The sequence below is a fragment of the Streptomyces sp. NPDC047886 genome (genome assembly GCF_043204435.1).
In the GTDB taxonomy this organism is placed as follows: domain Bacteria; phylum Actinomycetota; class Actinomycetes; order Streptomycetales; family Streptomycetaceae; genus Streptomyces.
Window position 1 is genome coordinate 13667 of the sequence record NZ_JBIDCF010000010.1, and the last position, 20733, is coordinate 34399.

Sequence of the window (20733 nt, forward strand, 5' to 3'; positions counted from 1 at the left end):
GCGGTCTGAAGCCTCGCGGCCTGAAGCCTCGCGCGGCCCGAAGCCTCGCACGGCCCGGACGGGCCTACAGCGCCTGCGGGAAGGTGAAGACGCGGCTCGGGTCGTAGCGCCGCTTGAGGGCCGTGAGACGGTCCGCCGCACCGCCGTAGTAGGCCCTCCGCCAGTCCCGCAGGTCCGGGTCGGTGTAGTTCTGGTACGCGGCCCCCGACGCGTAACGGCCCATCGCGGCCCTGCTCTCCCGCAGCCACGCCCGCTGCACGGTCCCCGGCGTCCCCGGCCGCCACGACGCCACGTACTGCGCCAGCATCCGCGACCCGCGGTGCACGAACGCCGTCGCCGACGGGTCCACCCGGTTCACCGCCCCGCCGAGCGCGGTCAGCGCCACCGATCCGCCGCCCCCGCCCCGCGCCACCGTCGTCCGGGTGAACGCCTCGACCGCCGACGTCAGCGCGGCCACGCCCGCCGCGGGCAGCGACCGGTCGAAGAAGTCCGACGTCGCCGCGTACGTCTCCCGGCCCAGCGCCCCGCCGGGGCTGCGGCCCGGCACCGGTCCCGGCAGCCGGCACTGCTCATCGGTCAGGCCCCCGCACCCCGCGAACACGAGCATCGCGTCCAGGTGGGAGCGGTCCCGCAGCGCGACCGACGAGGCCGGCGCGCCCACCCGGTCCGCCAGCCGGTCCAGGGAGTTCTGGAGGGCGTCGCGGTCGCCCAGCGTGAACGCGGTCACCGAGACGGTCGGCGCGACCCCGCCGGCACCGGCGGCCAGGTGCAGCGCCGACCACACCTCGTCGGGCTGGCCGGGGCCCCACTCCTGCCACGCCGCGACCACGGCACGCGCCCGCGACCACGGCCAGTTCAGATACGCGGTGACGGTCGACACCTCGGCCGGGGACACCGGCCGGGTACGGAACCGGAGCTCGGTGACGACGCCGAAGTTGCCGTTGCCCGCGCCCCGCAGCGCCCAGAACAGGTCCGGGTGCCGCTCCGCGTCGGTGACCAGGGTCCGCCCGTCCGCCGTGACGATCGTCGCGCCGGTGAGGCTGTCGCAGGTCAGGCCGTACGCCCGGGAGGTGACACCGTGACCGCCGCCCAGGGCGAGGCCGGAGATCCCGACGGTCGGGCACGTCCCGGCGGGGAGGGTGCGGCCCCGGCGGGCGAGGCCCCGGTAGACGTCCATGAGCTTGGCACCGGCGCCGACGACGGCGCTGTCGGCGCCGTCGGTCCCGACCCGGGACAGCTTCGACACGTCGATGACCAGGCGGCCCGTCCCGCTCGACCAGCCGGCGTACGAGTGCCCGCCGTTGCGGATGGCGACGGGCGTGCCATGGCGGCGGGCGAAGGCCAGGCACTCCCGTACGTCCTCCGTACCGCCCACGTAGGCCACGGCGGCCGGCCGCAGTCCGTCGAACCGGGTGTTGTACAGCTGCCGGGCGGTCGCGTAGGCGGCGTCCCCGGGGCGGACGAGCAGGCCGTCGAGCCCCCGCGCGAGCGCGTCCCACGCCGGTGGCCCGGCCGGGCTCCGGGACGGTGCCGCCGGGCTCCGGGAGGGTAGGGACGGCGTCGGCGTGCCGTCCGGTACCGGCCCCGGTTCCGGGCCCACGCCGCCGGAGCAGCCGGCGGCGCCCATGGCCAGTCCGGTGGTGAGCCCGGTGGTGAGTCCCAGGGTGAGCAGCAGGCGCCGGTTCATGGCGTCACTGTGCCCCACGGCGTCCCGCCCCGAACCAGTGCCCCACCGCGCCGAGCCAGGGCGGGGGCCTCAGCCCTCGTGGCCCGTCGGCTCGGCCAGATGCGCGGCCGCGTCCGTGCGGGCCAGATGCCTGGAGCGCCGGGCGGGGCCCAGCCAGCCGCAGCTGCAGCGGGCGACCGCGAAGGAGCCCCGTTCGATGGTGGTGGCGTCGTGATGGCCCCCCGTGACGGCGGAGGGCGGTGACTCCTGTGGCTGCACAGGTCCACGGTACCCGCGCGTGGTGCGGGCGTGACGGGGAGCCGAGGCGGTCGTTATCCGGGGCGGATGGGGGTCTCGGACAAGGGCAGACAGCGTCCACGCGTTGGGGGTTGGCAGGCGATGGTGGTGCAGCAGCACAGGCGGCGGCGGGGCGGCGCGTTCGCCGTCGCCGCGGCGGTGACGGGGGTGGCCGTCGCGGTCACCGGGTGCTCCGGGGCGGCCGACGCGAGCCCGCCGGGCCCCGACCCGGCGACGGCGGTGCGCGAGGTCCCCGACGTACTGAGCCGGGCGGGTACGGCCAAGGCGCGTACGTCCATGGAGATGGCCACCGGCGGGACGCTCGTCACGATCAGGGGCGAGGGCGGCTACGACTTCCACAGCAGCTCCGGACGGATCAGGGTCGTCCTGCCCAAGGAGTCGTCGGCGTCCGGGGAACGCCGGCCGATCACCGAACTCCTCACCCCCGGCGCGCTCTACATGAAGAACCGGGGCGCCGGTGTCCCCGCCGACAAGTGGGTCCGCATCGACACGACGGCCCTGGACGACGGCAACCTCGTCACGGGCGGCGCCACCGACCCGGCGGCCGCCGCCGAACTCCTGCGCGCCGCCCGCAAGGTGACCGTCGTCGGCGCGGAGGAGGTCGCGGGCGTCCAGGTCACGCACTACCGGGGCACCACCGACATCGCGGACGCGGCGCGGGTGGCGTCGCCTCGCGTGCGCGGGGCGCTGGCGGCCGCGGCGAAAGGGTTCGCCGAGGACACGGTGGCGTTCGACGCGTACCTGGACGAGCAGGGGCGGCTGCGGAAGGTGCGCCACCGGTTCAGCTTCGCCAACGACGGGCGCGAGGTCGCCGTCGCGTCGACGACGCTGCTGTACGGGTTCGGGGCCCCCGTCGACGTACGGCTGCCGCCCCCGCAGGACATCTTCGCCGGCAAGATCCAGACATGACGGCCGCCTCGGCGCGTGACCGGGCGACGGGCCCGGCGAGGGGCCCTGAGAGGTTCCGGGCGGTGGGCCCGGCGGGGCCGGTGCGGCTGCGGTCGGGGTTCCGGATGAGGGGCCGAGGCGCCGCGAGAATGGTCCGGACGTGCCATGCGCGGTGTGTGTTCCGCTCCCTACGCTAGGAAGCCGACACCCGCAGGAAGAGGTGATTGCACGTGGCTCCGTCCAGTACGACGGCCGTCCAGGACCACGTCGCCCTCGCCGAGATCGAACTGTGCGGTGAGCTGATGATCGCGGCGTCGGCCACCGACGGGGAGCGGCTCAGCCCGGACCTGATCGACGAGGTGCTGAAGGTCGTACCAGAGGCCCGGGCGTCATAGCGTCATGACCGGCAAGGTTCTTTTCGGTCAGGTGCGGATGGGGCGGATCGGGGTGGATCCGGGGGATCAGGTGCGCATCATGCGCGCGATCGCCTTCGTCGCCTCCTCGACCTTCGCGTCGATCTCCGCCCCGCCCTTCACCGCGGCGTCGGCGACACAGTGCCGCAGGTGCTCCTCCAGCAGTTGGAGGGCGAACGACTGGAGCGCCTTCGTGGAAGCGGATACCTGCGTGAGTATGTCGATGCAGTAGACGTCCTCCTCGACCATCCGCTGAAGGCCCCTGATCTGGCCCTCGATCCGGCGCAGCCGCTTGAGGTGCTCGTCCTTCTGCTTGTGGTACCCGTGCACGCCGTGATCGTGATCCGTGACCGGAAGGCCGGCCGCCTCGGTGGTCGTCATCTGGTCCCTCCGTCGTCCAGAAAGGTACATATACCCCTCGTGGGTATATGGTACCGAGTCCCGCCGGATTGCGCGGGGTCGGTTCTGTTCACTCTGTCCCATGGGCGACACTGAAGAACGCCGGTTAGCCGTGGCCGGATGATGCGCCTAGCATCAGCCTGACCGATTTCCATGCACCCGAGGGACCCCACGTGCGCTTTCGTCTGACCCCCAGGGAGACGAGCTTCTACGACATGTTCTCCGCGTCCGCGGACAACATCGTCACCGGCTCGAAGCTCCTCATGGAAATGCTCGGCGCGGAGGCATCCGGGCGGGCCGAGATCGCGGAGCGGATGCGGGCGGCGGAGCACGCGGGGGACGACGCCACCCACGCGATCTTCCATCAGCTGAACTCCTCGTTCATCACGCCGTTCGACCGTGAGGACATCTACGCCCTCGCGTCGTCGCTCGACGACATCATGGACTTCATGGAGGAGGCCGTCGACCTGGTCGTCCTCTACAACGTGGAGGAACTGCCGAAGGGCGTCGAGCAGCAGATCGAGGTCCTGGCGCGGGCGGCCGAGCTGACCGCGGAGGCGATGCCCCACCTGCGGACGCTGGACAACCTCACCGAGTACTGGATCGAGGTCAACCGGCTGGAGAACCAGGCCGACCAGATCCACCGCAAACTGCTCGCCCACCTCTTCAACGGCAAGTACGACGCCATCGAGGTGCTCAAGCTGAAGCAGATCGTGGATGTCCTGGAAGAGGCCGCCGACGCCTTCGAGAAGGTGGCGAACACGGTGGAGACCATCGCCGTCAAGGAGTCCTGACGTCCGTGGACACCTTCGCACTGGTCGTGACCATCGGAGTCGCGCTCTTCTTCACCTACACCAACGGCTTCCACGACTCGGCGAACGCCATCGCCACGTCCGTCTCGACCCGGGCGCTCACGCCGCGCGCGGCCCTCGTGATGGCGGCGGTCATGAACCTCGCCGGCGCGTTCCTGGGCAGCGGCGTCGCCAAGACGGTCAGTGAGGGCCTGATCGCCACGCCCGAGGGCAGCAAGGGGATGGGCATCCTCTTCGCCGCGCTCGTCGGCGCGATCACCTGGAACCTGATCACCTGGTACTTCGGCCTGCCGTCCTCGTCGTCGCACGCGCTGTTCGGCGGCATGGTGGGCGCGGCCCTCGCCGGCGGTACGGAGGTCATCTGGTCCGGTGTCCTGGAGAAGATCGTCATCCCGATGTTCGTGTCGCCGGTCGTCGGCCTGCTGGTCGGCTACCTGGTCATGACCGCGATCATGTGGATTTTCCGGAAGACGAACCCGCACAAGGCCAAGCGCGGTTTCCGGATCGCCCAGACCGTGTCGGCGGCGGGCATGGCCCTCGGCCACGGTCTCCAGGACGCCCAGAAGACCATGGGCATCGTGGTGATGGCCCTGGTCATCGCCGACGTCGAGGACGCCGGCGACCCGATCCCGCTCTGGGTGAAGATCGCCAGCGCGGTCATGCTGTCGCTGGGTACGTACGCGGGCGGCTGGCGCATCATGCGCACGCTGGGCCGCAAGATCATCGAGCTGGACCCGCCGCAGGGGTTCGCGGCGGAGACGACCGGTGCGTCGATCATGTTCGGCTCGGCGTTCCTGTTCCACGCGCCGATCTCCACGACGCATGTGATCACGTCCGCGATCATGGGCGTCGGCGCGACGAAGCGGGTCAACGCGGTGCGCTGGGGTGTCGCCAAGAACATCGTCATGGGCTGGTTCATCACCATGCCGGCCGCCGCGGTCGTCGCCGCGGCGAGCTACTTCGTGGTGCGGGTCCTCTTCGGCTAGCGGCCCGCGCCCCGCGCCCCCGTACATGAGTGGGCCCGCCCCCTGGGAGTGGGGGCGGGCCCTTCGCCTTGCGGTGGCACCGCCATGCAGCACCGCTCGACGTTGTTGCCCGGCCGGGGGGCGTCCTAGCCGGGGGCTCGGTGGTTGCTCTGGGTGGGGTTGATGTTGTGGTGGGCGGCCGGTGGGCGCCCTGTGTGGGGGGGGGGGTGCCCTGCTGGGAGTGCCTGGGCGGGTTTGGTTGCCGCGCCGGGTTGGTTGCCGCGCCGGGGGTCGTCCTAGCCGGGGGCTCGGTGGTTGCCCTGGGTGGGGTCGGTGTTGTGGTGGGCCGCCGGTGGGCGCCCTGTGGGGGGTGCCGGTCGGGGACGCCGGGGGCGCCCTGTGGGGGTGTCGGCCTGGGGCGTGCTGGTGCCAGGGGCCCGCAGGGGGGGGCCGGGGGTGGCCGTCGTGGCGGGTGTGCCCCCGGCCCGGGGCCGGCCTAGCCGAAGCGGCCGGAGATGTAGTCCTCCGTCGCCTGGACCGACGGGTTCGAGAAGATGCGCTCGGTGTCGTCTATCTCGATGAGCTTGCCGGGCTGGCCCACGGCCGCCAGGTTGAAGAACGCCGTACGGTCCGAGACGCGCGCGGCCTGCTGCATGTTGTGCGTCACGATGACGATCGTGAAGCGCTCCTTCAGCTCGCCGATCAGGTCCTCGATCGCCAGGGTGGAGATCGGGTCCAGGGCGGAGCACGGCTCGTCCATCAGGAGCACCTGCGGCTCGACCGCGATCGCGCGGGCGATGCACAGGCGCTGCTGCTGGCCGCCTGAGAGGCCGGAGCCCGGCTTGTTGAGGCGGTCCTTGACCTCGTTCCAGAGGTTGGCGCCCTTCAGCGAGCGTTCGACGATGTCCGCCAGCTCGCTCTTCTTGTACTTGCCGTTCAGGCGCAGGCCCGCCGCGACGTTGTCGAAGATCGACATGGTCGGGAACGGGTTCGGGCGCTGGAAGACCATGCCGACGGTACGGCGTACGGCGACCGGGTCGACGTCCTTGCCGTACAGGTTCTGGTCGTCCAGCATCACCTTGCCCTCGACGCGGCCGCCGGGGATGACCTCGTGCATGCGGTTCAGCGTGCGGAGGAAGGTGGACTTGCCGCAGCCGGACGGGCCGATGAAGGCCGTGACGGAGCGGGGCTCGACGGTCATCGAGATGTCGTCGATCGCCTTGTGGGATCCGTAGTAAGCGGTGAGCCCGCTCACGTCGATGCGCTTGGCCATCTGAATCACTTCCCAGTATGCCGCGTCAGCGGCCGGTCTTCGGGGCCTTCCAGCGGGCGATACCGCGGGCCACCAGATTGAGGATCATGACGAAGGCGATCAGTACGAGGGCGGCGGCCCAGGCGCGGGCCACGGCGGCGTCGGTACCGACGGCGTACTGCTCGTACACGTACAGGGGCAGGGATGCCTGTGCGCCTTCGAAGGGGTTCGGGTTGATCAGCTTCGTACCGAAGACGAGGAGCAGCACGGGGGCCGTCTCACCGGTGATACGAGCGATCGCGAGCATGACGCCCGTGGTGATGCCGCCGATCGCGGTCGGCAGGACCACCTTGAGGATCGTCCGCCACTTGGGGACGCCCAGCGCGAGGGACGCCTCGCGCAGCTCGTTCGGTACGAGCTTGAGCATCTCCTCGGTGGAGCGGACGACCACCGGCATCATCAGGATGGCGAGCGCCATCGATCCGGCGAAGCCGGAGGGCCCGAAGCCCAGCATCAGATTCCAGGTGGCGAGGATGAAGAGGCCCGCGACGATGGACGGGACACCCGTCATGACGTCGACGAAGAAGGTGACGGCGTGGGCCAGCTTGCCGCTGCCGTACTCGACGAGGTAGATCGCGGTGAGCATGCCGATCGGCGCGGCGATCAGCGCCGCGATGGCGACCTGCTCGATGGTGCCGAGGAGCGCGTGGTAGACACCGCCGCCGACCTCGGCGTCGAGGACGCCGTTCATCGAGTGGGTCAGGAAGTACGGGTCGAGGACTTCGAGGCCCTTGCTGATCGTGACCCAGGCCAGGGAGAAGAGGGGGACGATCGCGAGGATGAAGCAGACCCAGACGAGGCTGGTGGCCAGCCGGTCGGTGGCCTGACGGGCGTTCTCGACCTTGGTCGTCACGGCGTACGTGGCGATCACGAAGATCAGCGCCGAGATCAGGCCCCACTGCATGCGGCTGTCCCAGCCGGCGGCGATGCCGATGCCGCAGCCGGCGGCGATCGACACGACCGCGATGGCGGCCGGCGCCCAGCGGGGCATCCGGGCGTGCGACAGCGGGTCGTGGTGTACGACGGGGGCGGCGGCCGGTCGCTTGTCCTGGACGGCGTGGCTCATGCGTTGGCCCCCGAGTACTCCTTGCGGCGCGCGATGATCCACCGTGCGGCGCCGTTGACCAGCAGCGTGATGACGAAGAGGACGAGACCGGAGGCGATCAGCGCGTCGCGGCCGAACTCGTTGGCCTCGTTGAACTTCGCGGCGATGTTCTGGGCGAACGTGCCGCCGCCGGGGTCGAGGAGGTGCCCGGAGATGATGAAGCTGGGGGAGAGGACGACGGCGACGGCCATCGTCTCGCCGAGCGCGCGGCCCAGGCCCAGCATGGACGCGCTGATGATGCCGGAGCGGCCGAAGGGCAGCACCGACATGCGGATGACCTCCCAGCGCGTGGCGCCGAGGGCCAGGGCGGCCTCCTCGTGCATCCGCGGCACCTGGAGGAAGACCTCGCGGGTCACGTTCGTGATGATCGGCAGGATCATGATCGCCAGCAGGATGCCGACGGTGAACAGGTTGCGTGCGACGCCTTCACTGGTCTTGTCGAAGATGTACGTCCAGCCCATGTACTGGTCGAGCCACTTGTTCAGGCCGTCCAGGTACGGGACGAGGAAGATCGCGCCCCAGAGGCCGTAGATGATGCTCGGTACGGCGGCGAGCAGGTCGACGACGTACGCGAGCGGGCCGGCCAGCTTGCGCGGCGCGTAGTGCGAGATGAACAGCGCGATGCCGATGGCCACCGGCACGGCGATGATCATGGCGATGACCGAGCTGACGACCGTGCCGAACGCGAGGACGGCGATACCGAAGACCGGCGGGTCGCCGGCCGGGTTCCACTCGGAGGTGGTGAGGAAGTTGCCCTCGTCCTGGGAGACGGCGAGCACGGTGCGGTAGGTGAGGAAGACCGCGATCGCGGCCATGATCACCAGAAGCGTGATGCCCGAGCCCCGGGAGAGGCCGCTGAAGAAGCGGTCGCCGAGGCTGGAGGGGGCGCTGCCCTTGGGGATGGAATCTATGTCGTCCCGCCGGGGTGGCGGCGTTACTTGGCTGGTGGCTGTTGCCATCGTGGTATCTCCGGTCTGCGGAGCCGGTGAGGCTCCTGGCGGCGGTGCACCGGATACCGGGGCCCCGCCCGGCCCCGGTGGCGCGGGACGCGGTGCGGAGCGGGGCGGAACCCCGGTCAGGACGGTTCGGTCAGGACGGTTCGCTCGGATGCGGGTCGCTCTGATGTGGTTCGCTCTGGTGCGGGTCGCCGGGAGGCGGTCCGCTCGGAGGCGGTCCGGTCAGCGGCGGTCCGCTCGGAGGCGATTCGGTCAGAGCGATTCGCTCGGAGACGGGTCGGTCGGAACGGTTCGTCCGGAGACGGTCCGTTCGGACCGCGTCAGGAGAGGGTCGGGACGATCTCGCGGACCTTGGCCGCGATCTCGGCCGGGAGCGGGGCGTAGCCGGCGCCGGAGAGGACCTTCTGGCCCTCCTCGCTGGCGGTGTAGTTGAGGAACGCCTTCAGGGTCGGCAGGGTCTCCGCCTTGTTGCCCTTGTCGCAGGCGATCTCGTACGTGACCAGGATGATCGGGTAGGCGCCCTCGGCCTTGGTCTTGTAGTCGAGGGAGAGGGCGAGGTCGCTGCCCGTGCCCTTGATCTTCGCGGCGGCGATGGCCTTGGAGGCGTTCTCCGTGGTGGCCTCGACCGGCTGGGCGGCGCCCGTGTTCAGCTTGACCGTGCTGATCTTGCTGGCGGTCGCGTAGGACAGCTCGAAGTAGCCGATCGCGCCGTTGGTGTCCTTGACGGCGGCCGCGACACCGGAGGAGCCGTTGGCGGCCTGACCGCCGGGGGCGGGCCACGACTTCGTCTTCGGGTCGTGCTTCCAGTCGGCGGGGGCGGCCTCACTGAGGTACTTGCCGAGGTTCTGGGTGGTGCCGGACTCGTCGGAGCGGTGGAACGCCTGGACCGCCGTGTCGGGCAGCGTGACGCCCGGGTTCAGCTTGGCGATCGCCGGGTCGTTCCACCTCTTGATCTCCGAGTTGAAGATCTTGGCGACGGTGGAGGCGTCGAGGACGAGGTTGTCGACACCGTCGAGCTTGTAACCGATGGCGACGGGGCCGCCGACCATCGGGAGGTTGATGCCCTTGCCGGTCTTGCAGATCTTCTGCGACTCGGTGACCTCGTCCTCCTTCAGGGCGGAGTCGGAGCCCGCGAAGGCGACCTGGCCCTGGTTGAACTTGGTGATACCGCCGCCGGAGCCGATCGCCTGGTAGTTGACCTCGACACCCTCACAGGCCGCCTGGAAGTTCTTCACCCAGAGATCCATGGCGTTCTTCTGGGCGGTGGAGCCCGCCGCGAGGAGCTGGCCCTTGGCACCGTCGCACTTGATGTTCGACGCGGCGGCGGTCTTCTTGCTGCCGTCGGGGCTGGTGTTCTCGTCCGAACCACACGCCGTGAGTACCAGGGCGCCGGAGACGGCGAGGGCGCCGAGCGCGGTGGCGCGAAGCCCGGTCTTGCGATGAAGCTTCACTTTCGGGTGATCCTTCCAGTAACCGCCGGCCTGATTGCCCGCATGAGGCCGTTGTACGGCGGCGTGTGTCGGAGTGGATGGTGTGGCGTCGTGCCGGTCACCGTGTACGGCCGAAATTAGGCAGATCAGGTGAAGCGGCCCATGGGGGAGAGTGAACGGAAAGTGAACCGTGCCGGAAGGGGCGGTGAGACCCATTGTTCCGGCGCCGTGGCCGTCGGGGCAGGTGGCGACGGGTGGGGCCGGAGGTGCGTCGCCGCCGCCGGGGCGCCGGGGTACGCCCGGCCCGCGCCCGACCCCCCTTCTACCTGCGGAAACCCCCCGGTTCACCCGCAAGGGCGCCCGGCGCCAGGTGTGGACGCGGGCCCTCCCCCGTGCGGGTGATCTCCGGCGCGGGTGCCCCGGGCGGCATCGGCGCTGTACGGGGCGGGTCCGGTGGTGCCGGTGACGCCGGGCCGGGTTCCGCCGGTCCCTCCGGCCCGGGTCGCGCCGGTTTCGGGGCCGGTCCTTCCCGCCCGGGTCTCCTCGTGCCCGGCCCTCGTGCCCGGCCCTCGCGCCGGTTCCGGGGCCGGTCCCGTGCCGGGACCGCTCAGGGCGCCTGGCCGGGGGCGCGGCTCGCCAGGAGCGCGGCGATCAGCCGCCGGTCGTGCGGGTACGTCAGCAGGCGCTCGGCCGCGCGCGGGGTGAGCCACGCCACCCGGTCCACCTCCGGTGACGGCGTGAAGGTGCCGTCCACGGCCTCCGCCGCCCAGTAGGCGACCTCCTTGGGCCGGCCCTTCGCCTCGTACCGGATCGTGGGGAGCGGGACGCCGGGCACGCAGTGGTGACCCGTCTCCTCAAGCACCTCCCGCACCGCGCCCGCGAGGGCGTTCTCGCCCCGCTTGAGCTTGCCCTTGGGGTGCGACCAGTCGTCGTACCGGGGGCGGTGGACCAGGCAGACCTCCAGCCCCGAGCGGCCGGCGCGCCACAGGACGCAGCCGGCCGCCCGGACGGGCGGGGGCGTGGTCACCGGGCCGTCACCGCCGTCCGCTGCCAGGCCCGCTGGAAGGCGCACCGCGCCGCCTCGACCTCGTGCCGCTGGTCCGCGTGCAGCACCCCCAGGGCGTACGCCGTGGCGGGGGCGATGCGCGGGGTGCGCGCGGCGGTCGCGGCCGCGGCGGCCGCCTCCGCGGCGTCCCGGTGCCGGTCCAGGGCGCGCCCGGCCTCGTACAGCGGGGCGACCGTCGCGGCGTCGGCCCTGAGCACTTCGCGCGCGTACCGGTGCAGCCGCAGCAGCAGCCGTACCTGGTGCCAGGGCGCGTCCTGCGGCTCGCCGCCCACGGCGGGGGCCATCGGCAGGGCCGCGACGCCGTCGAGCAGCCGCCGCTCCACCACCTCGGCGGGTGCGGCGAGCACCTCGTCGGCGGGCGCGCTCGCGGCGGGCCCGAGCGGCACGTCGGAGGCGAGGAGCGCGACCGCGTCGGCGACCGCGTGGAACCGTGACGAGCCGAGTGCCTGGAGCGCCGCCGAGTGCGCCCGGGTCCGGGCGAGGGTGAGCTGCCGCTCCAGCAGCGCCCCCGCGCGGGCGGCCCCCACGGTCATGGTCTCGCCGCCGGGCCCGCCGCCGTTCCCGCCCGAGCGGGGCGCCGGTATGCCGCCCGGCGGCCGGGACGCGCCGCCCGAGAGGCGGGCGAGCGCGTCCACGAGCCGGACGAGCCGCGACGTACAGGCGTGTTCCTGGGCGAGCGTGCCGGACAGCCAGGCCAGTTCGGTGCGGAGCCCGTCTGCCCAGGTGGCGTCGAGGAGTGGGCGGAAGGTGTGCAGGGTGCCGCTGATGCGGCGGGCTGCGGCGCGCAGGGCGCGGGCGGCCTCCTCGGAGCCCGTCGTGTGCGCGCCGCTCTCGGCGTGCAGGCGCAGGCCCCGCAGGAAGTCGGCCGCGCGGGCGTGCAGGTACGGCGCCAGCGCCTCCCCGGCGGAACCCTCACGCGTGCCCGGGAGGGGCGGCCGTCGCGTGACCAGGGCCCGCGTGTGCGGGCCCGGTGCCTGCGGGTTCCGCGCGTGATCGTCCGGTGCGTGCGGGCCCGGTGCGTGCGGGTCCGGTCCGTGCGGGCCCGGTGCGTGCGGCTCCGGTGCGTGCGGGTCCCGGACGGGGTCCGGGGCCCCCGGAAGGTGGCGGTCAGGGTTGTGCACGTCGGCGCCTCCGGGCGTCTATGAGCATCTCCTGGACATGGCGCAGCGGCTGGCCGTCGGGGTCCGTGGCGTGCCGGGTCCAGTTCCCGTCAGGCCCGAGGTGCCAGGACGACGTCGTGTCGGCCATGCCGGTTTCGAGGAACCGGGAGAGCGCCGCGCGGTGGGCCGGGTCGGAGACCCGTACAAGTGCCTCTATGCGGCGGTCGAGGTTGCGGTGCATCATGTCGGCGCTGCCGAACCACACCTCCGGCTCGCCGCCGTTCCCGAACGCGAAGATACGCGAGTGTTCGAGGAACCGGCCGAGGACCGAGCGGACCCGGACGTTCTCGGAGAGCCCGGGGACGCCGGGGCGCAGCGCGCAGATGCCCCGGACCCAGATGTCCACCGGGACGCCGGCCTGGGACGCGCGGTAGCAGGCGTCCACGACGGCCTCGTCCACCATCGAGTTGACCTTGAACCTGACATAGGCGGGGCGGCCGGCCCTGTGGTGGACGATCTCCTTGTTGATCCGCGACACGAGCCCGTCGCGCAGGGACTTGGGCGCGACGAGCAGGCGCCGGTAGGTCTCGCGGCGGGAGTAGCCGGAGAGCCGGTTGAACAGGTCCGAGAGGTCGGCGCCGACCTGCGGGTCGGCGGTCAGCAGGCCGAGGTCCTCGTACAGCCGGGCCGTCTTGGGGTGGTAGTTGCCGGTGCCGACGTGCGAGTAGCGGCGCAGGATGTCGCCCTCCTGGCGGACGACGAGCGACAGCTTGCAGTGGGTCTTGAGGCCGACGAGGCCGTAGACGACGTGGCAGCCGGACTCCTCCAGCTTGCGGGCCCACTTGATGTTGGCCTGCTCGTCGAAGCGGGCCTTGATCTCGACCAGGACGAGGACCTGCTTGCCGGACTCGGCGGCGTCGATGAGCGCGTCGACGATGGGGGAGTCGCCGGAGGTCCGGTACAGCGTCTGCTTGATGGCGAGGACGTCCGGGTCAGCGGCGGCCTGCTCCAGGAACGCCTGGACGGACGTGGAGAAGCTGTCGTACGGGTGGTGCAGCAGCACGTCCCGCTCGCGCAGCGCCGCGAAGACGTCGGGCGCGGACGCCGACTCGACCTCGGCGAGGTCGCGGTGGGTGCCGGCGATGAACTTGGGGTACTTCAGCTCGGGCCGGTCCTGGCCCGCGATGCCGAACAGGCCGGTCAGGTCCAGTGGGCCGGGCAGCGGGTACACCTCGGCGTCGGACACCTTCAGCTCGCGGACGAGGAGGTCGAGGACGTACGGGTCGATCGACTCCTCCACCTCCAGCCGGACCGGCGGCCCGAAGCGGCGCCGCATGAGCTCCTTCTCCAGGGCCTGGAGAAGGTTCTCGGCGTCGTCCTCCTCGACCTCCAGGTCCTCGTTGCGGGTCACCCGGAACATGTGGTGGGCGAGCACCTCCATGCCGGGGAACAGCTCCTCCAGGTGCGCGGCGATGACGTCCTCCAGCGGGACGTAGCGCTGCGGGGACGCCTCCAGGAACCGCGAGAGCAGCGGTGGAACCTTCACACGTGCGAAGTGCCGGTGGCCGCTGACCGGGTTGCGTACGACGACGGCGAGGTTGAGGGAGAGTCCGGAGATGTACGGGAAGGGGTGCGCGGGGTCCACGGCCAGCGGCGTGAGCACCGGGAAGATCTGCTGCCGGAACAGGGTGAAGAGCCGCGCCTGCTCCTTGTCGGTCAGTTCCGGCCAGCGGATGAGGTGGATCCCCTCGTCCGCCAGGGCGGGCGCGACGTCCTGCTGGTAGCAGGCGGCGTGCCGGGCCATGAGCTCGCGCGACCGGGTCCAGATCAGTTCGAGGACCTCGCGGGGCTGGAGCCCGGACGCGGAGCGGGTGGCGACGCCGGTGGCGATACGGCGCTTGAGGCCGGCCACCCGGACCATGAAGAACTCGTCCAGGTTCGAGGCGAAGATCGCGAGGAAGTTCGCCCGTTCGAGGAGGGGGGTCGCCGGGTCCTCGGCGAGCTCCAGCACCCTTTCGTTGAAGGCGAGCCAGCTGCGCTCACGGTCCAGGAAGCGGCCCTGGGGCAGTTCTGAGGGGGCGCCGTCCACCTCGTACGCGTCGATGTCGGCGTCGAGGTCAGGGCCCAGCTCGGAGACCGAGGACGAGGCCGGGGCGACGGTGTGCGGCCGGTGCGCGGCTATGGAGCCGACGGACGGCTGGGACGTGGCGTTCTGCGGGTGCTGGACCGGGACCTCGGCGGGCTGCTGGCTCATGGCACCATTCTTCCGCGCGATGGGCTCGTCGGGCGCGTCGGAGCGGGCCGTGGTGGAGGGAAGTCTCCCTTTGGGAAGGCCGCGCGGCCGTCCCGGGAGCGCTGACACGGCTGGCTTCATTCGCCGAGCGTCGCAAGCGCGTCTGAATGATCGGTAACGACGACATGACGTACGGGGTGCGGAAGGGCGGCCGGACCCCCGTCCCGGCCGCCCCGCCCGCACCCCGCTCGACCGGCCGCCCCGTCCCGGCCGCTCGACCGGCCGCCCCCGTCCCGGCGGCCCCGCCCGCGCCCCCGGGGCGCCGCGTGTCAGGCGTGGCTGCGGCGCAGCAGCCGGAAGGCGGCGATCACGGCCAGTGCGGCGAGGCCGAGGACGACCGCGCTCTCGGCGGCCTGCACCTGCCAGTAGTGGGCGGCGGGGTGGTAGTCCGCGAACCAGCCGGTGATGCCGAGGTCGGCGGGGCACTCGTCCCGGCCCGTCGGTCGCCAGCACGCGTCGTACGCGAGCTCCTCGCCGCTCTCGGTGACGTATCCGGTGCGCAAGGTGAAGTCGTTCCTGCCCAGTTCGCGCAGAGCGGTCAGCCGGTCCGTGGTCGCGGCGGTCAGCCGCTCCGACGGCCACACGTCCCAGCGGACCGAGCTGATCAGGAGCAGCACCGCGCCGGTGATGAGGCCGGTCAGCGCCATGGCGGGCAGGGTGCGCCGGACGAGCTGGCCGACCACGGCGCCGACGGCGGTGGCGAGGAGGCAGTACGCGACGAGGACGGGGCCGGTCGCCTCGTACACGCCCCGGTCCCACCAGCTCAGGCCGTAGGTACCGGCGACGGGTGCCCAGCCGTACCGGAACGCCGCGATGTACAGGGCCGACAGCGCCACCGCGACGACCGAGGCGACGGTCAGCTTCGACGCGAGCCAGCGGGTGGGCGAGACCGACTGCGTCCAGGCCAGCTTGTACGTACCGCTCTCCAGTTCGCGGGCGATCATCGGGCCCGCGACGAACGCTCCCAGCAGGAACGGAAGGAACATCAGCCCGGCCGAGGTGAACTCCACCATCAGCCGCAGCAGCCCGGAAGGCGTGCCCTGGCCGTTGAAGAGGCGGGGTTCGCAGTTGATGAAGTCGCCGGCCAGGCACGCCGCCTCGTCGCGGGTGGACACCACCCAGACGCGCAGGGCGATGAGCGCGGCCGTCACCGTCACCAGGAGTCCGGCGGCGGTCCACAGGGCCGGCCGGTGCTGGCGGGCGACGAGCCAGTGGGGGCCCCGAAGGGTGGGCGTGCTCATGCGGCCACCGTCCCGTCGCTCGTGCCGGCCGCTCCGGCCGCACCCGCCGTGTCGTGCCTGTCGTCCGTGTCGTCGGGGATCCGGAGCGCCGGGGCGTCGGGCGCGCGCAGATGGGCCAGCAACAGTTCCTCCAGGGTGGGGTCGGCGGTCTGCCAGGACGGTGGGGTGTCGAGCGGGCCGCGCGGCCGTATGAGCGCGGTGAGCTGACGGCCGGTCGTACGGGACTCGACGACCGTGTGCCGGGCGAGGGCGTCGGTGTCGGCGGCCGGGCCCGTCACCAGGGCGTGCGCGGCCAGGACCGCGTCGATGGCGCCGCTGAGGCGGACGCGGCCGCCGTCCACGAGGAGCAGGTGGTCGCAGGCGCCCTCCAGCTCGGTGAGGATGTGCGAGGAGACGACGACGGTCGTGCCGCGTTCGGCGGCGTCGGCCATCAGGGTGCCCATCAGCTCATGGCGGGCGAGCGGGTCGAGGTCGGCCATCGGCTCGTCCAGGAGCAGCAGTTCGGGCCGCTTGCCGAGGGCGAGGGCGAGCGCCACGCGGGTGCGCTGACCGCCCGACAGGGTGCGTACGCGGGCGTGGTGGTCGAGGGGGCCGGCGATCCGCTCGGCGGTGTCCGCGTCCCAGCGCTCCGGGTTGAGCTCGCGCCCCATCCGGAGCGTCTCGCCGACCGTCAGCTGGGGGTACAGCGGCTTGTCCTGGGCGACGTACGCGATGCGCTCGCGTGCCGTCGCCGGGTCGGTGCCGAGGACGCGGACCGTGCCCGCGTCCGGGCGGAGCAGACCGGCGGCGAGGGCCAGCAGGGTCGACTTGCCCGCGCCGTTGGGGCCGACCAGGGCGCAGACGCGGCCGGCGGGCAGCCGGAAGGCGCAGTCGCGCAGCGCGGTCGTGCGCCGGTACCGCTTGGCGAGGCCGGTGGCCTCCAGTGCGGCTGTCGTCGTCATCGGTGTTCCCCCTCGTGGTGCTCGCCGTCGTGCGGCGTGGCGGCGGGTGCGTCGGCGTAGAGCTCGTCCAGTACGGCGGTGAAGAGCGCCGTCACGTCGTCCCGGTCGAGACCGGCGGCGCGGGCGCGGGTGGCCCAGGCGGTGAGTTCGCCGTGGAGCGGAGAGTCGGCCGGTGCGCTGCCCAGGGTCCTGCGGACGAAGGTGCCGAGGCCGCGCCGGGCCTCCACGAGTCCCTCGCGTTCCAGTTCGCGGTACGCCTTCAGCACGGTGTTCGGGTTGATGGCGGTCGCTTCGACCACCTCCCGTGCGGTGGGGAGCCGGTCGCCGGGCTCCAACAGCCCCAGGCGCAGGGCCTGTTTCGTCTGCTGGACGATCTGCAGGTAGGTGGCCACGCCACTGCGCCGGTCGATGCGGTACTCGACCACGGTGTTTCACCACCCTTTCACTAATCGAATAGTGAAAGGGTGGTGCAAGGGTGGGGGCGCTGTCAACCGACGGCGCCCCCAGAGGACTTCGCGCTACGGCCCGCCTGGCGTCACCGCGCGCCCGGCATCGGCGACGGCATCGGCGTGGGCGTGTGCGTGGCCGTCGGCAGCGGGACCAGCGTCCAGGTCCGCGCCTTCCGGGACGCGTCCACGTACGCGCCACGGAGCGTGTACCGCCCGTACCGGTCCGGGGCCCCTCGACCACGGCGACCTTCATGCGGCAGGTGTCCATGACGCGGTCACCGGCTCGGCCGACGAGTAGCGCGCACGCGACCGGCCGAGCCCCCGCACCGGGAGTGCGGGGGCTCGGGGTCGTGTCTGCCGCCGGGCTACGGGAGCTGCTTCTTCTCGGCGTAGTAGGCGTAGGCGTAACTCCCGCCCCCGGGGCCGGTGACGGTGGCCGAGAACCCGACCGAACCGGGCTTGGGCAGGTCGATGCTCCGCTGGAGGACGGAGCCGTCGCACAGCTGGGTTCCGGCGGCCGACGGCACGTCCTCGCCCTCGACGGCGATCTCCAACGCCACCTTGGCGCCGCCCGTGCAGGTGAACGCGAACGTCACGCTCAGCACGTCGTCGGGCGTGGAGGGATGCGTGTTGCCGAAACGCGGCTCCAGCCCCCCGGACCCGGCCCCCAGGGGCTCCCTGGCGACAAAGGCCCTCTCCAGAACGGACTTCGCGGCCTCCGCGCCGGACGGGCCGGAAGCCGTCGGAGCCGGCCCTGTCACGCTCGGGCTCGCCGAAGGCGACCCGGACCCCTCGCCCGGGGAGCACGCCACCGCACCGAGCAGCGCGGTGACGGAGAGGCCAGCCGAGAGACAGCGGACGGCCCGCCGGTCCATTCCCCTGGTCCAACTCATGAGTTCTGCCGCCCGATCGACATGTCGCCCTTGCGCGGAGCCAGAACGACGATGGTCTTCTTCTTGACGTTACAAGGAGGAGCGATCCACGTCTTCACCCCCGTGAGCTTCCAGCCGACCTGCCCGAGCACGGCCCGGTAGCCCTTCGAGGTGCTGTTCGTGTCGCTGACGGTCTGCGTCCCTGTCCAGGTCCAGGAGTTGCTGATCTTCGTGTCGACGCTCACCTTGGCCTTGGCGAGGATGGCCCCCGCCTCGGCCTCGGCGCTGGCGCCGATGTCCCAGGTGAAGGTGTGACTGCCCGTCACGGTCCACGTCACGGTCTGACGGGGCAGCAGCCACGTCGACTGCGGCTTCTTCTTGTCGGGTATGAAGTACGGCGACCCCTTGACGGTGTACGTCGGCCGGTCGTTCACCTCCGGGCAGGCCATCGCGGCCATGTCCCCCTGAGGCGCCTTGGGCGAGGCGGTGGGCTTGTCCCCCTCGAACGTGAAGGTGACCGTGTCGTCGACGCCGACGACTCGTCCGTCGTCCAGCACGATCCCGGCACCCTCGGCCGGAGTCGGCTCGTCCATCGGCGCGGCGGTACCCGCGCCGGCGCCTGCCAGCAGAACAGCCCCGGCGGTTATGAGAGGCAGTGCGGTGCGCATGGCGATGCGGCTCATGTGTCCCCGTTTCAGTAAGCGTGCTGAGACGGCTCCTGGTCAGGGAGCCGAGACGCGTCACCCTGAGCGATGAGAAGGCCCCGAGTGATCCGCGTGCGCCGTTCCTACCGCGCCGCGATCACGGGCCGCAATGACAAGTGACGCGACTCACGCGCGGGCGCGGCCCTGCCGTACGTCAGCGCGGGGCTGGGGTGACGGCAGACGCCGACGCGGCCTGGAGCGCCAGCGGCCGCGCGAGCGGAACGGCGCCGCTTGTTCGGGATGGCAGGGGAGACGATCATTCGGGCATGAGGACCGAAGTGCGGACGTTCGTCGCCGAGGGGCCGCTTCCCGACTACGGTGCGAGCGAAGAGGACATCGACCGGCGTGACGGCCAGCTGGCAGCGATCTCCCGGCCCGTCACGCGCGAGGAGGCCGCGGCCTTGGCCGCCTGCTTCGGCCCCGATGACTGCTACGGACTCGCCTGGACACTCGTGCATCTCATCGAGACGGCCCCGGGCCCGGGGCCACGGCTGAAGGATCCGGGTGCGGAGGCGGGCGACTGGGCGCGGACCCTGTGGATGCGATGGGGCGGCGAACCCGAGCCTTGGAGCCCGGACCAAGAGCTGTCGCGAGGTACTGAGCGGCGGGCCTGTCGCCCCGGCCCCGTCGTGGAGGGGCCGGGGTCGTCGCCCATGGGCGTCACGTCTCCGTGCGGTACATCAGGTCCACCTCGTGGGTCGTGAAGCCCATGCCCTCGTAGACGCGTAGCGCCGCCGTGTTGTCGGCGTCGACGTACAGCATGGCCGTCGGGACGCCCTGGGACGCCAGGTGCCGCAGGCCGATGGCGGTCAGGGCCTTGCCGAGGCCGCCGCCCTGCGCGTCCGGGGTGATGCCGAGGACGTACACCTCGCCGAGCTGTTCCTCGCCGTGCGTCTTCGTCCAGTGGAAGCCGACGAGTTGTCCGTCCGACGCGCGCTCGGCGAGGAAGAAGCCCTTCGGGTCGAACCAGGGTTCGGCCTTGCGGTCGTCCAGGTCACGCTGTGTCAGGGCGCCCTGTTCCGGGTGGTGGGCGAAGGCCGCGGCGTTCACCGCGAGCCACGCTTCGTCGTCCTGGCCGGGCACGAACGTCCGTACGGTGATCCCGGCGGGCAGTGCCGGCTCCTCGATGTCCAGGGGGAGCAGCGGCCGCCGGAGCTGGCGCAGTTCGCGGAAGAGGGTCAGCCCGAGGACCTGGGCGAGGTGCCGGGCGGCGGACTTGCCGCCGTGCGCCCACACCCGCAGTCGCTTGCCCGATGCGGCGAGCAGGGCGGAGCCGAGGGCCCGGCCGTGGCCCCGGCCGCGCTGGCTCGGGTCGACGACGAGTTCGGCGGCCGGCGCCTCGACGGGGTCGGTGTCCTCCAGCTGGGCGTACCCGACGAGTCTGCCGGAGACGGTGAGCAGCAGATGCCGCACGCCTTCGCGCCGCCCGCCGCGCAGCTGGAGCCGGCCCTGTTCGGAGACGGCCTGCGTCCCGTCCGTCTCGGCGGCGTCGGCGATGAGGGCGAGGACGTCCTGGACCTGCTCGGGGGAGAGCTCTTCGAGGGTCTCGATTCGGCGGCCGGAGTCGAGGGCCGTCGCGGGAACGTCAGTCGTCATGCGTACGAGCCTACGGCGGCGGAGCGCGAGCGCGGTGGCATGACAAGACGGCAACCGTCCCGTCGGAGGCCGGTGCGGTCCCTCCGCCGGGGGACCCCTGTCCCGCGTTCGGCCTGTCAGGTGAAGGCAACCAGGTCGTAACCCGCTACCCCCTGTTGCGCTACGCGCGTTGACTTTAGGCTGCGCTCGGCACAGCAGTCACGTGAC

Annotated in this window: 20 protein-coding genes; 4 read left to right on the forward strand and 16 right to left on the reverse strand. The window is 72.0% G+C overall.

Annotated elements, in window-relative coordinates; genetic code table 11:
- Positions 1-64: 64 nt before the first annotated feature.
- A complete protein-coding gene (locus ACGF5U_RS26795; protein ID WP_392718779.1) occupies positions 65-1687 on the reverse strand; it encodes an FAD-binding oxidoreductase in 1623 nt (540 codons plus the stop codon).
- A 69-nt stretch (positions 1688-1756) separates the two neighbouring features.
- On the reverse strand, positions 1757-1945 hold the full coding sequence (locus ACGF5U_RS26800) for a hypothetical protein (RefSeq protein ID WP_392718781.1): 189 nt from the start codon (positions 1943-1945) through the stop codon (positions 1757-1759).
- Positions 1946-2065: 120 nt separating this feature from the next.
- On the opposite strand from ACGF5U_RS26800, the gene ACGF5U_RS26805 reads away from it, so the two are divergent.
- Complete coding sequence (locus ACGF5U_RS26805) at positions 2066-2893, forward strand: hypothetical protein (RefSeq protein ID WP_392718783.1); 828 nt, start codon at positions 2066-2068, stop codon at positions 2891-2893.
- Between the two features lie 209 nt (positions 2894-3102).
- Positions 3103-3267: a hypothetical protein gene (locus ACGF5U_RS26810; RefSeq protein WP_392718785.1), complete on the forward strand. Its 165-nt coding sequence runs from the start codon at positions 3103-3105 to the stop codon at positions 3265-3267.
- 66 nt (positions 3268-3333) lie between these two features.
- Here ACGF5U_RS26810 and ACGF5U_RS26815 read toward each other — a convergent pair whose 3' ends face one another.
- Positions 3334-3666: a metal-sensitive transcriptional regulator gene (locus ACGF5U_RS26815; RefSeq protein ID WP_392718787.1), complete on the reverse strand. Its 333-nt coding sequence runs from the start codon at positions 3664-3666 to the stop codon at positions 3334-3336.
- A gap of 191 nt (positions 3667-3857) precedes the next feature.
- Between ACGF5U_RS26815 and ACGF5U_RS26820 the strand changes: the two genes are divergently transcribed.
- A complete protein-coding gene (locus tag ACGF5U_RS26820) occupies positions 3858-4478 on the forward strand; it encodes a DUF47 domain-containing protein (protein WP_392718789.1) in 621 nt (206 codons plus the stop codon).
- A 5-nt stretch (positions 4479-4483) separates the two neighbouring features.
- A complete protein-coding gene (locus ACGF5U_RS26825; RefSeq protein ID WP_392718791.1) occupies positions 4484-5482 on the forward strand; it encodes an anion permease in 999 nt (332 codons plus the stop codon).
- A gap of 475 nt (positions 5483-5957) precedes the next feature.
- Here ACGF5U_RS26825 and pstB read toward each other — a convergent pair whose 3' ends face one another.
- The 13 genes from pstB to mshD form a co-directional block, all read right to left on the reverse strand.
- Positions 5958-6734, reverse strand: a complete 777-nt coding sequence (gene pstB, locus ACGF5U_RS26830) for a phosphate ABC transporter ATP-binding protein PstB (RefSeq protein WP_392718793.1) — start codon at positions 6732-6734, stop codon at positions 5958-5960.
- Positions 6735-6759: 25 nt separating this feature from the next.
- Positions 6760-7839 carry a phosphate ABC transporter permease PstA gene (gene pstA, locus ACGF5U_RS26835; RefSeq protein ID WP_392718795.1) on the reverse strand — a complete coding sequence of 360 codons (1080 nt, stop codon included), beginning with the start codon at positions 7837-7839 and terminating at the stop codon, positions 6760-6762.
- Positions 7836-8837, reverse strand: coding sequence for a phosphate ABC transporter permease subunit PstC (gene pstC, locus ACGF5U_RS26840; RefSeq protein WP_392718797.1), 1002 nt, complete (start codon positions 8835-8837; stop codon positions 7836-7838). The genes pstA and pstC overlap by 4 nt, the downstream gene beginning before the upstream one ends.
- A gap of 317 nt (positions 8838-9154) precedes the next feature.
- The gene (gene pstS, locus ACGF5U_RS26845; RefSeq protein WP_392718799.1) at positions 9155-10285 is read right to left on the reverse strand and encodes a phosphate ABC transporter substrate-binding protein PstS; all 1131 of its coding nucleotides are present in this window, start codon (positions 10283-10285) and stop codon (positions 9155-9157) included.
- Between the two features lie 586 nt (positions 10286-10871).
- Positions 10872-11291, reverse strand: a complete 420-nt coding sequence (locus ACGF5U_RS26850) for an NUDIX hydrolase (RefSeq protein WP_392718801.1) — start codon at positions 11289-11291, stop codon at positions 10872-10874.
- Entirely contained in the window at positions 11288-12280 is a 993-nt protein-coding gene (locus ACGF5U_RS26855) for a CHAD domain-containing protein (protein ID WP_392718823.1), read from the reverse strand. The genes ACGF5U_RS26850 and ACGF5U_RS26855 overlap by 4 nt, the downstream gene beginning before the upstream one ends.
- Before the next feature lie 157 nt (positions 12281-12437).
- Entirely contained in the window at positions 12438-14684 is a 2247-nt protein-coding gene (locus tag ACGF5U_RS26860) for an RNA degradosome polyphosphate kinase (protein WP_392718803.1), read from the reverse strand.
- 308 nt (positions 14685-14992) lie between these two features.
- Positions 14993-15964, reverse strand: coding sequence for an ABC transporter permease (locus ACGF5U_RS26865; RefSeq protein ID WP_392718805.1), 972 nt, complete (start codon positions 15962-15964; stop codon positions 14993-14995).
- Positions 15961-16905 carry an ABC transporter ATP-binding protein gene (locus tag ACGF5U_RS26870; RefSeq protein WP_392718807.1) on the reverse strand — a complete coding sequence of 315 codons (945 nt, stop codon included), beginning with the start codon at positions 16903-16905 and terminating at the stop codon, positions 15961-15963. Before ACGF5U_RS26870 ends, ACGF5U_RS26865 begins: the two co-directional genes overlap by 4 nt.
- Positions 16902-17330 (reverse strand): GntR family transcriptional regulator, encoded by a 429-nt coding sequence (locus ACGF5U_RS26875; protein WP_392718809.1) that lies wholly within the window; start codon positions 17328-17330, stop codon positions 16902-16904. The genes ACGF5U_RS26870 and ACGF5U_RS26875 overlap by 4 nt, the downstream gene beginning before the upstream one ends.
- Before the next feature lie 389 nt (positions 17331-17719).
- Positions 17720-18115 carry a hypothetical protein gene (locus ACGF5U_RS26880; protein ID WP_392718811.1) on the reverse strand — a complete coding sequence of 132 codons (396 nt, stop codon included), beginning with the start codon at positions 18113-18115 and terminating at the stop codon, positions 17720-17722.
- 128 nt (positions 18116-18243) lie between these two features.
- A complete protein-coding gene (locus tag ACGF5U_RS26885) occupies positions 18244-18819 on the reverse strand; it encodes a hypothetical protein (RefSeq protein WP_392718813.1) in 576 nt (191 codons plus the stop codon).
- A gap of 771 nt (positions 18820-19590) precedes the next feature.
- The gene (gene mshD, locus ACGF5U_RS26890; RefSeq protein ID WP_392718815.1) at positions 19591-20526 is read right to left on the reverse strand and encodes a mycothiol synthase; all 936 of its coding nucleotides are present in this window, start codon (positions 20524-20526) and stop codon (positions 19591-19593) included.
- Positions 20527-20733 lie beyond the last annotated feature (207 nt).

Excerpts from the sequence above, each read along its gene's own strand:
- ACGF5U_RS26795 (WP_392718779.1), bottom strand. The coding sequence starts at position 1,687 with ATGAACCGGCGCCTGCTGCTCACCCTGGGACTCACCACCGGGCTCACC.
- ACGF5U_RS26805 (WP_392718783.1), top strand. The coding sequence starts at position 2,066 with ATGGTGGTGCAGCAGCACAGGCGGCGGCGGGGCGGCGCGTTCGCCGTC.
- ACGF5U_RS26815 (WP_392718787.1), bottom strand. The coding sequence starts at position 3,666 with ATGACGACCACCGAGGCGGCCGGCCTTCCGGTCACGGATCACGATCAC.
- pstB (WP_392718793.1), bottom strand. The coding sequence starts at position 6,734 with ATGGCCAAGCGCATCGACGTGAGCGGGCTCACCGCTTACTACGGATCC.
- pstA (WP_392718795.1), bottom strand. The coding sequence starts at position 7,839 with ATGAGCCACGCCGTCCAGGACAAGCGACCGGCCGCCGCCCCCGTCGTA.
- pstC (WP_392718797.1), bottom strand. The coding sequence starts at position 8,837 with ATGGCAACAGCCACCAGCCAAGTAACGCCGCCACCCCGGCGGGACGAC.
- ACGF5U_RS26860 (WP_392718803.1), bottom strand. The coding sequence starts at position 14,684 with ATGAGCCAGCAGCCCGCCGAGGTCCCGGTCCAGCACCCGCAGAACGCC.
- ACGF5U_RS26865 (WP_392718805.1), bottom strand. The coding sequence starts at position 15,964 with ATGAGCACGCCCACCCTTCGGGGCCCCCACTGGCTCGTCGCCCGCCAG.
- ACGF5U_RS26870 (WP_392718807.1), bottom strand. The coding sequence starts at position 16,905 with ATGACGACGACAGCCGCACTGGAGGCCACCGGCCTCGCCAAGCGGTAC.
- ACGF5U_RS26885 (WP_392718813.1), bottom strand. The coding sequence starts at position 18,819 with ATGGACGAGCCGACTCCGGCCGAGGGTGCCGGGATCGTGCTGGACGAC.
- mshD (WP_392718815.1), bottom strand. The coding sequence starts at position 20,526 with ATGACGACTGACGTTCCCGCGACGGCCCTCGACTCCGGCCGCCGAATC.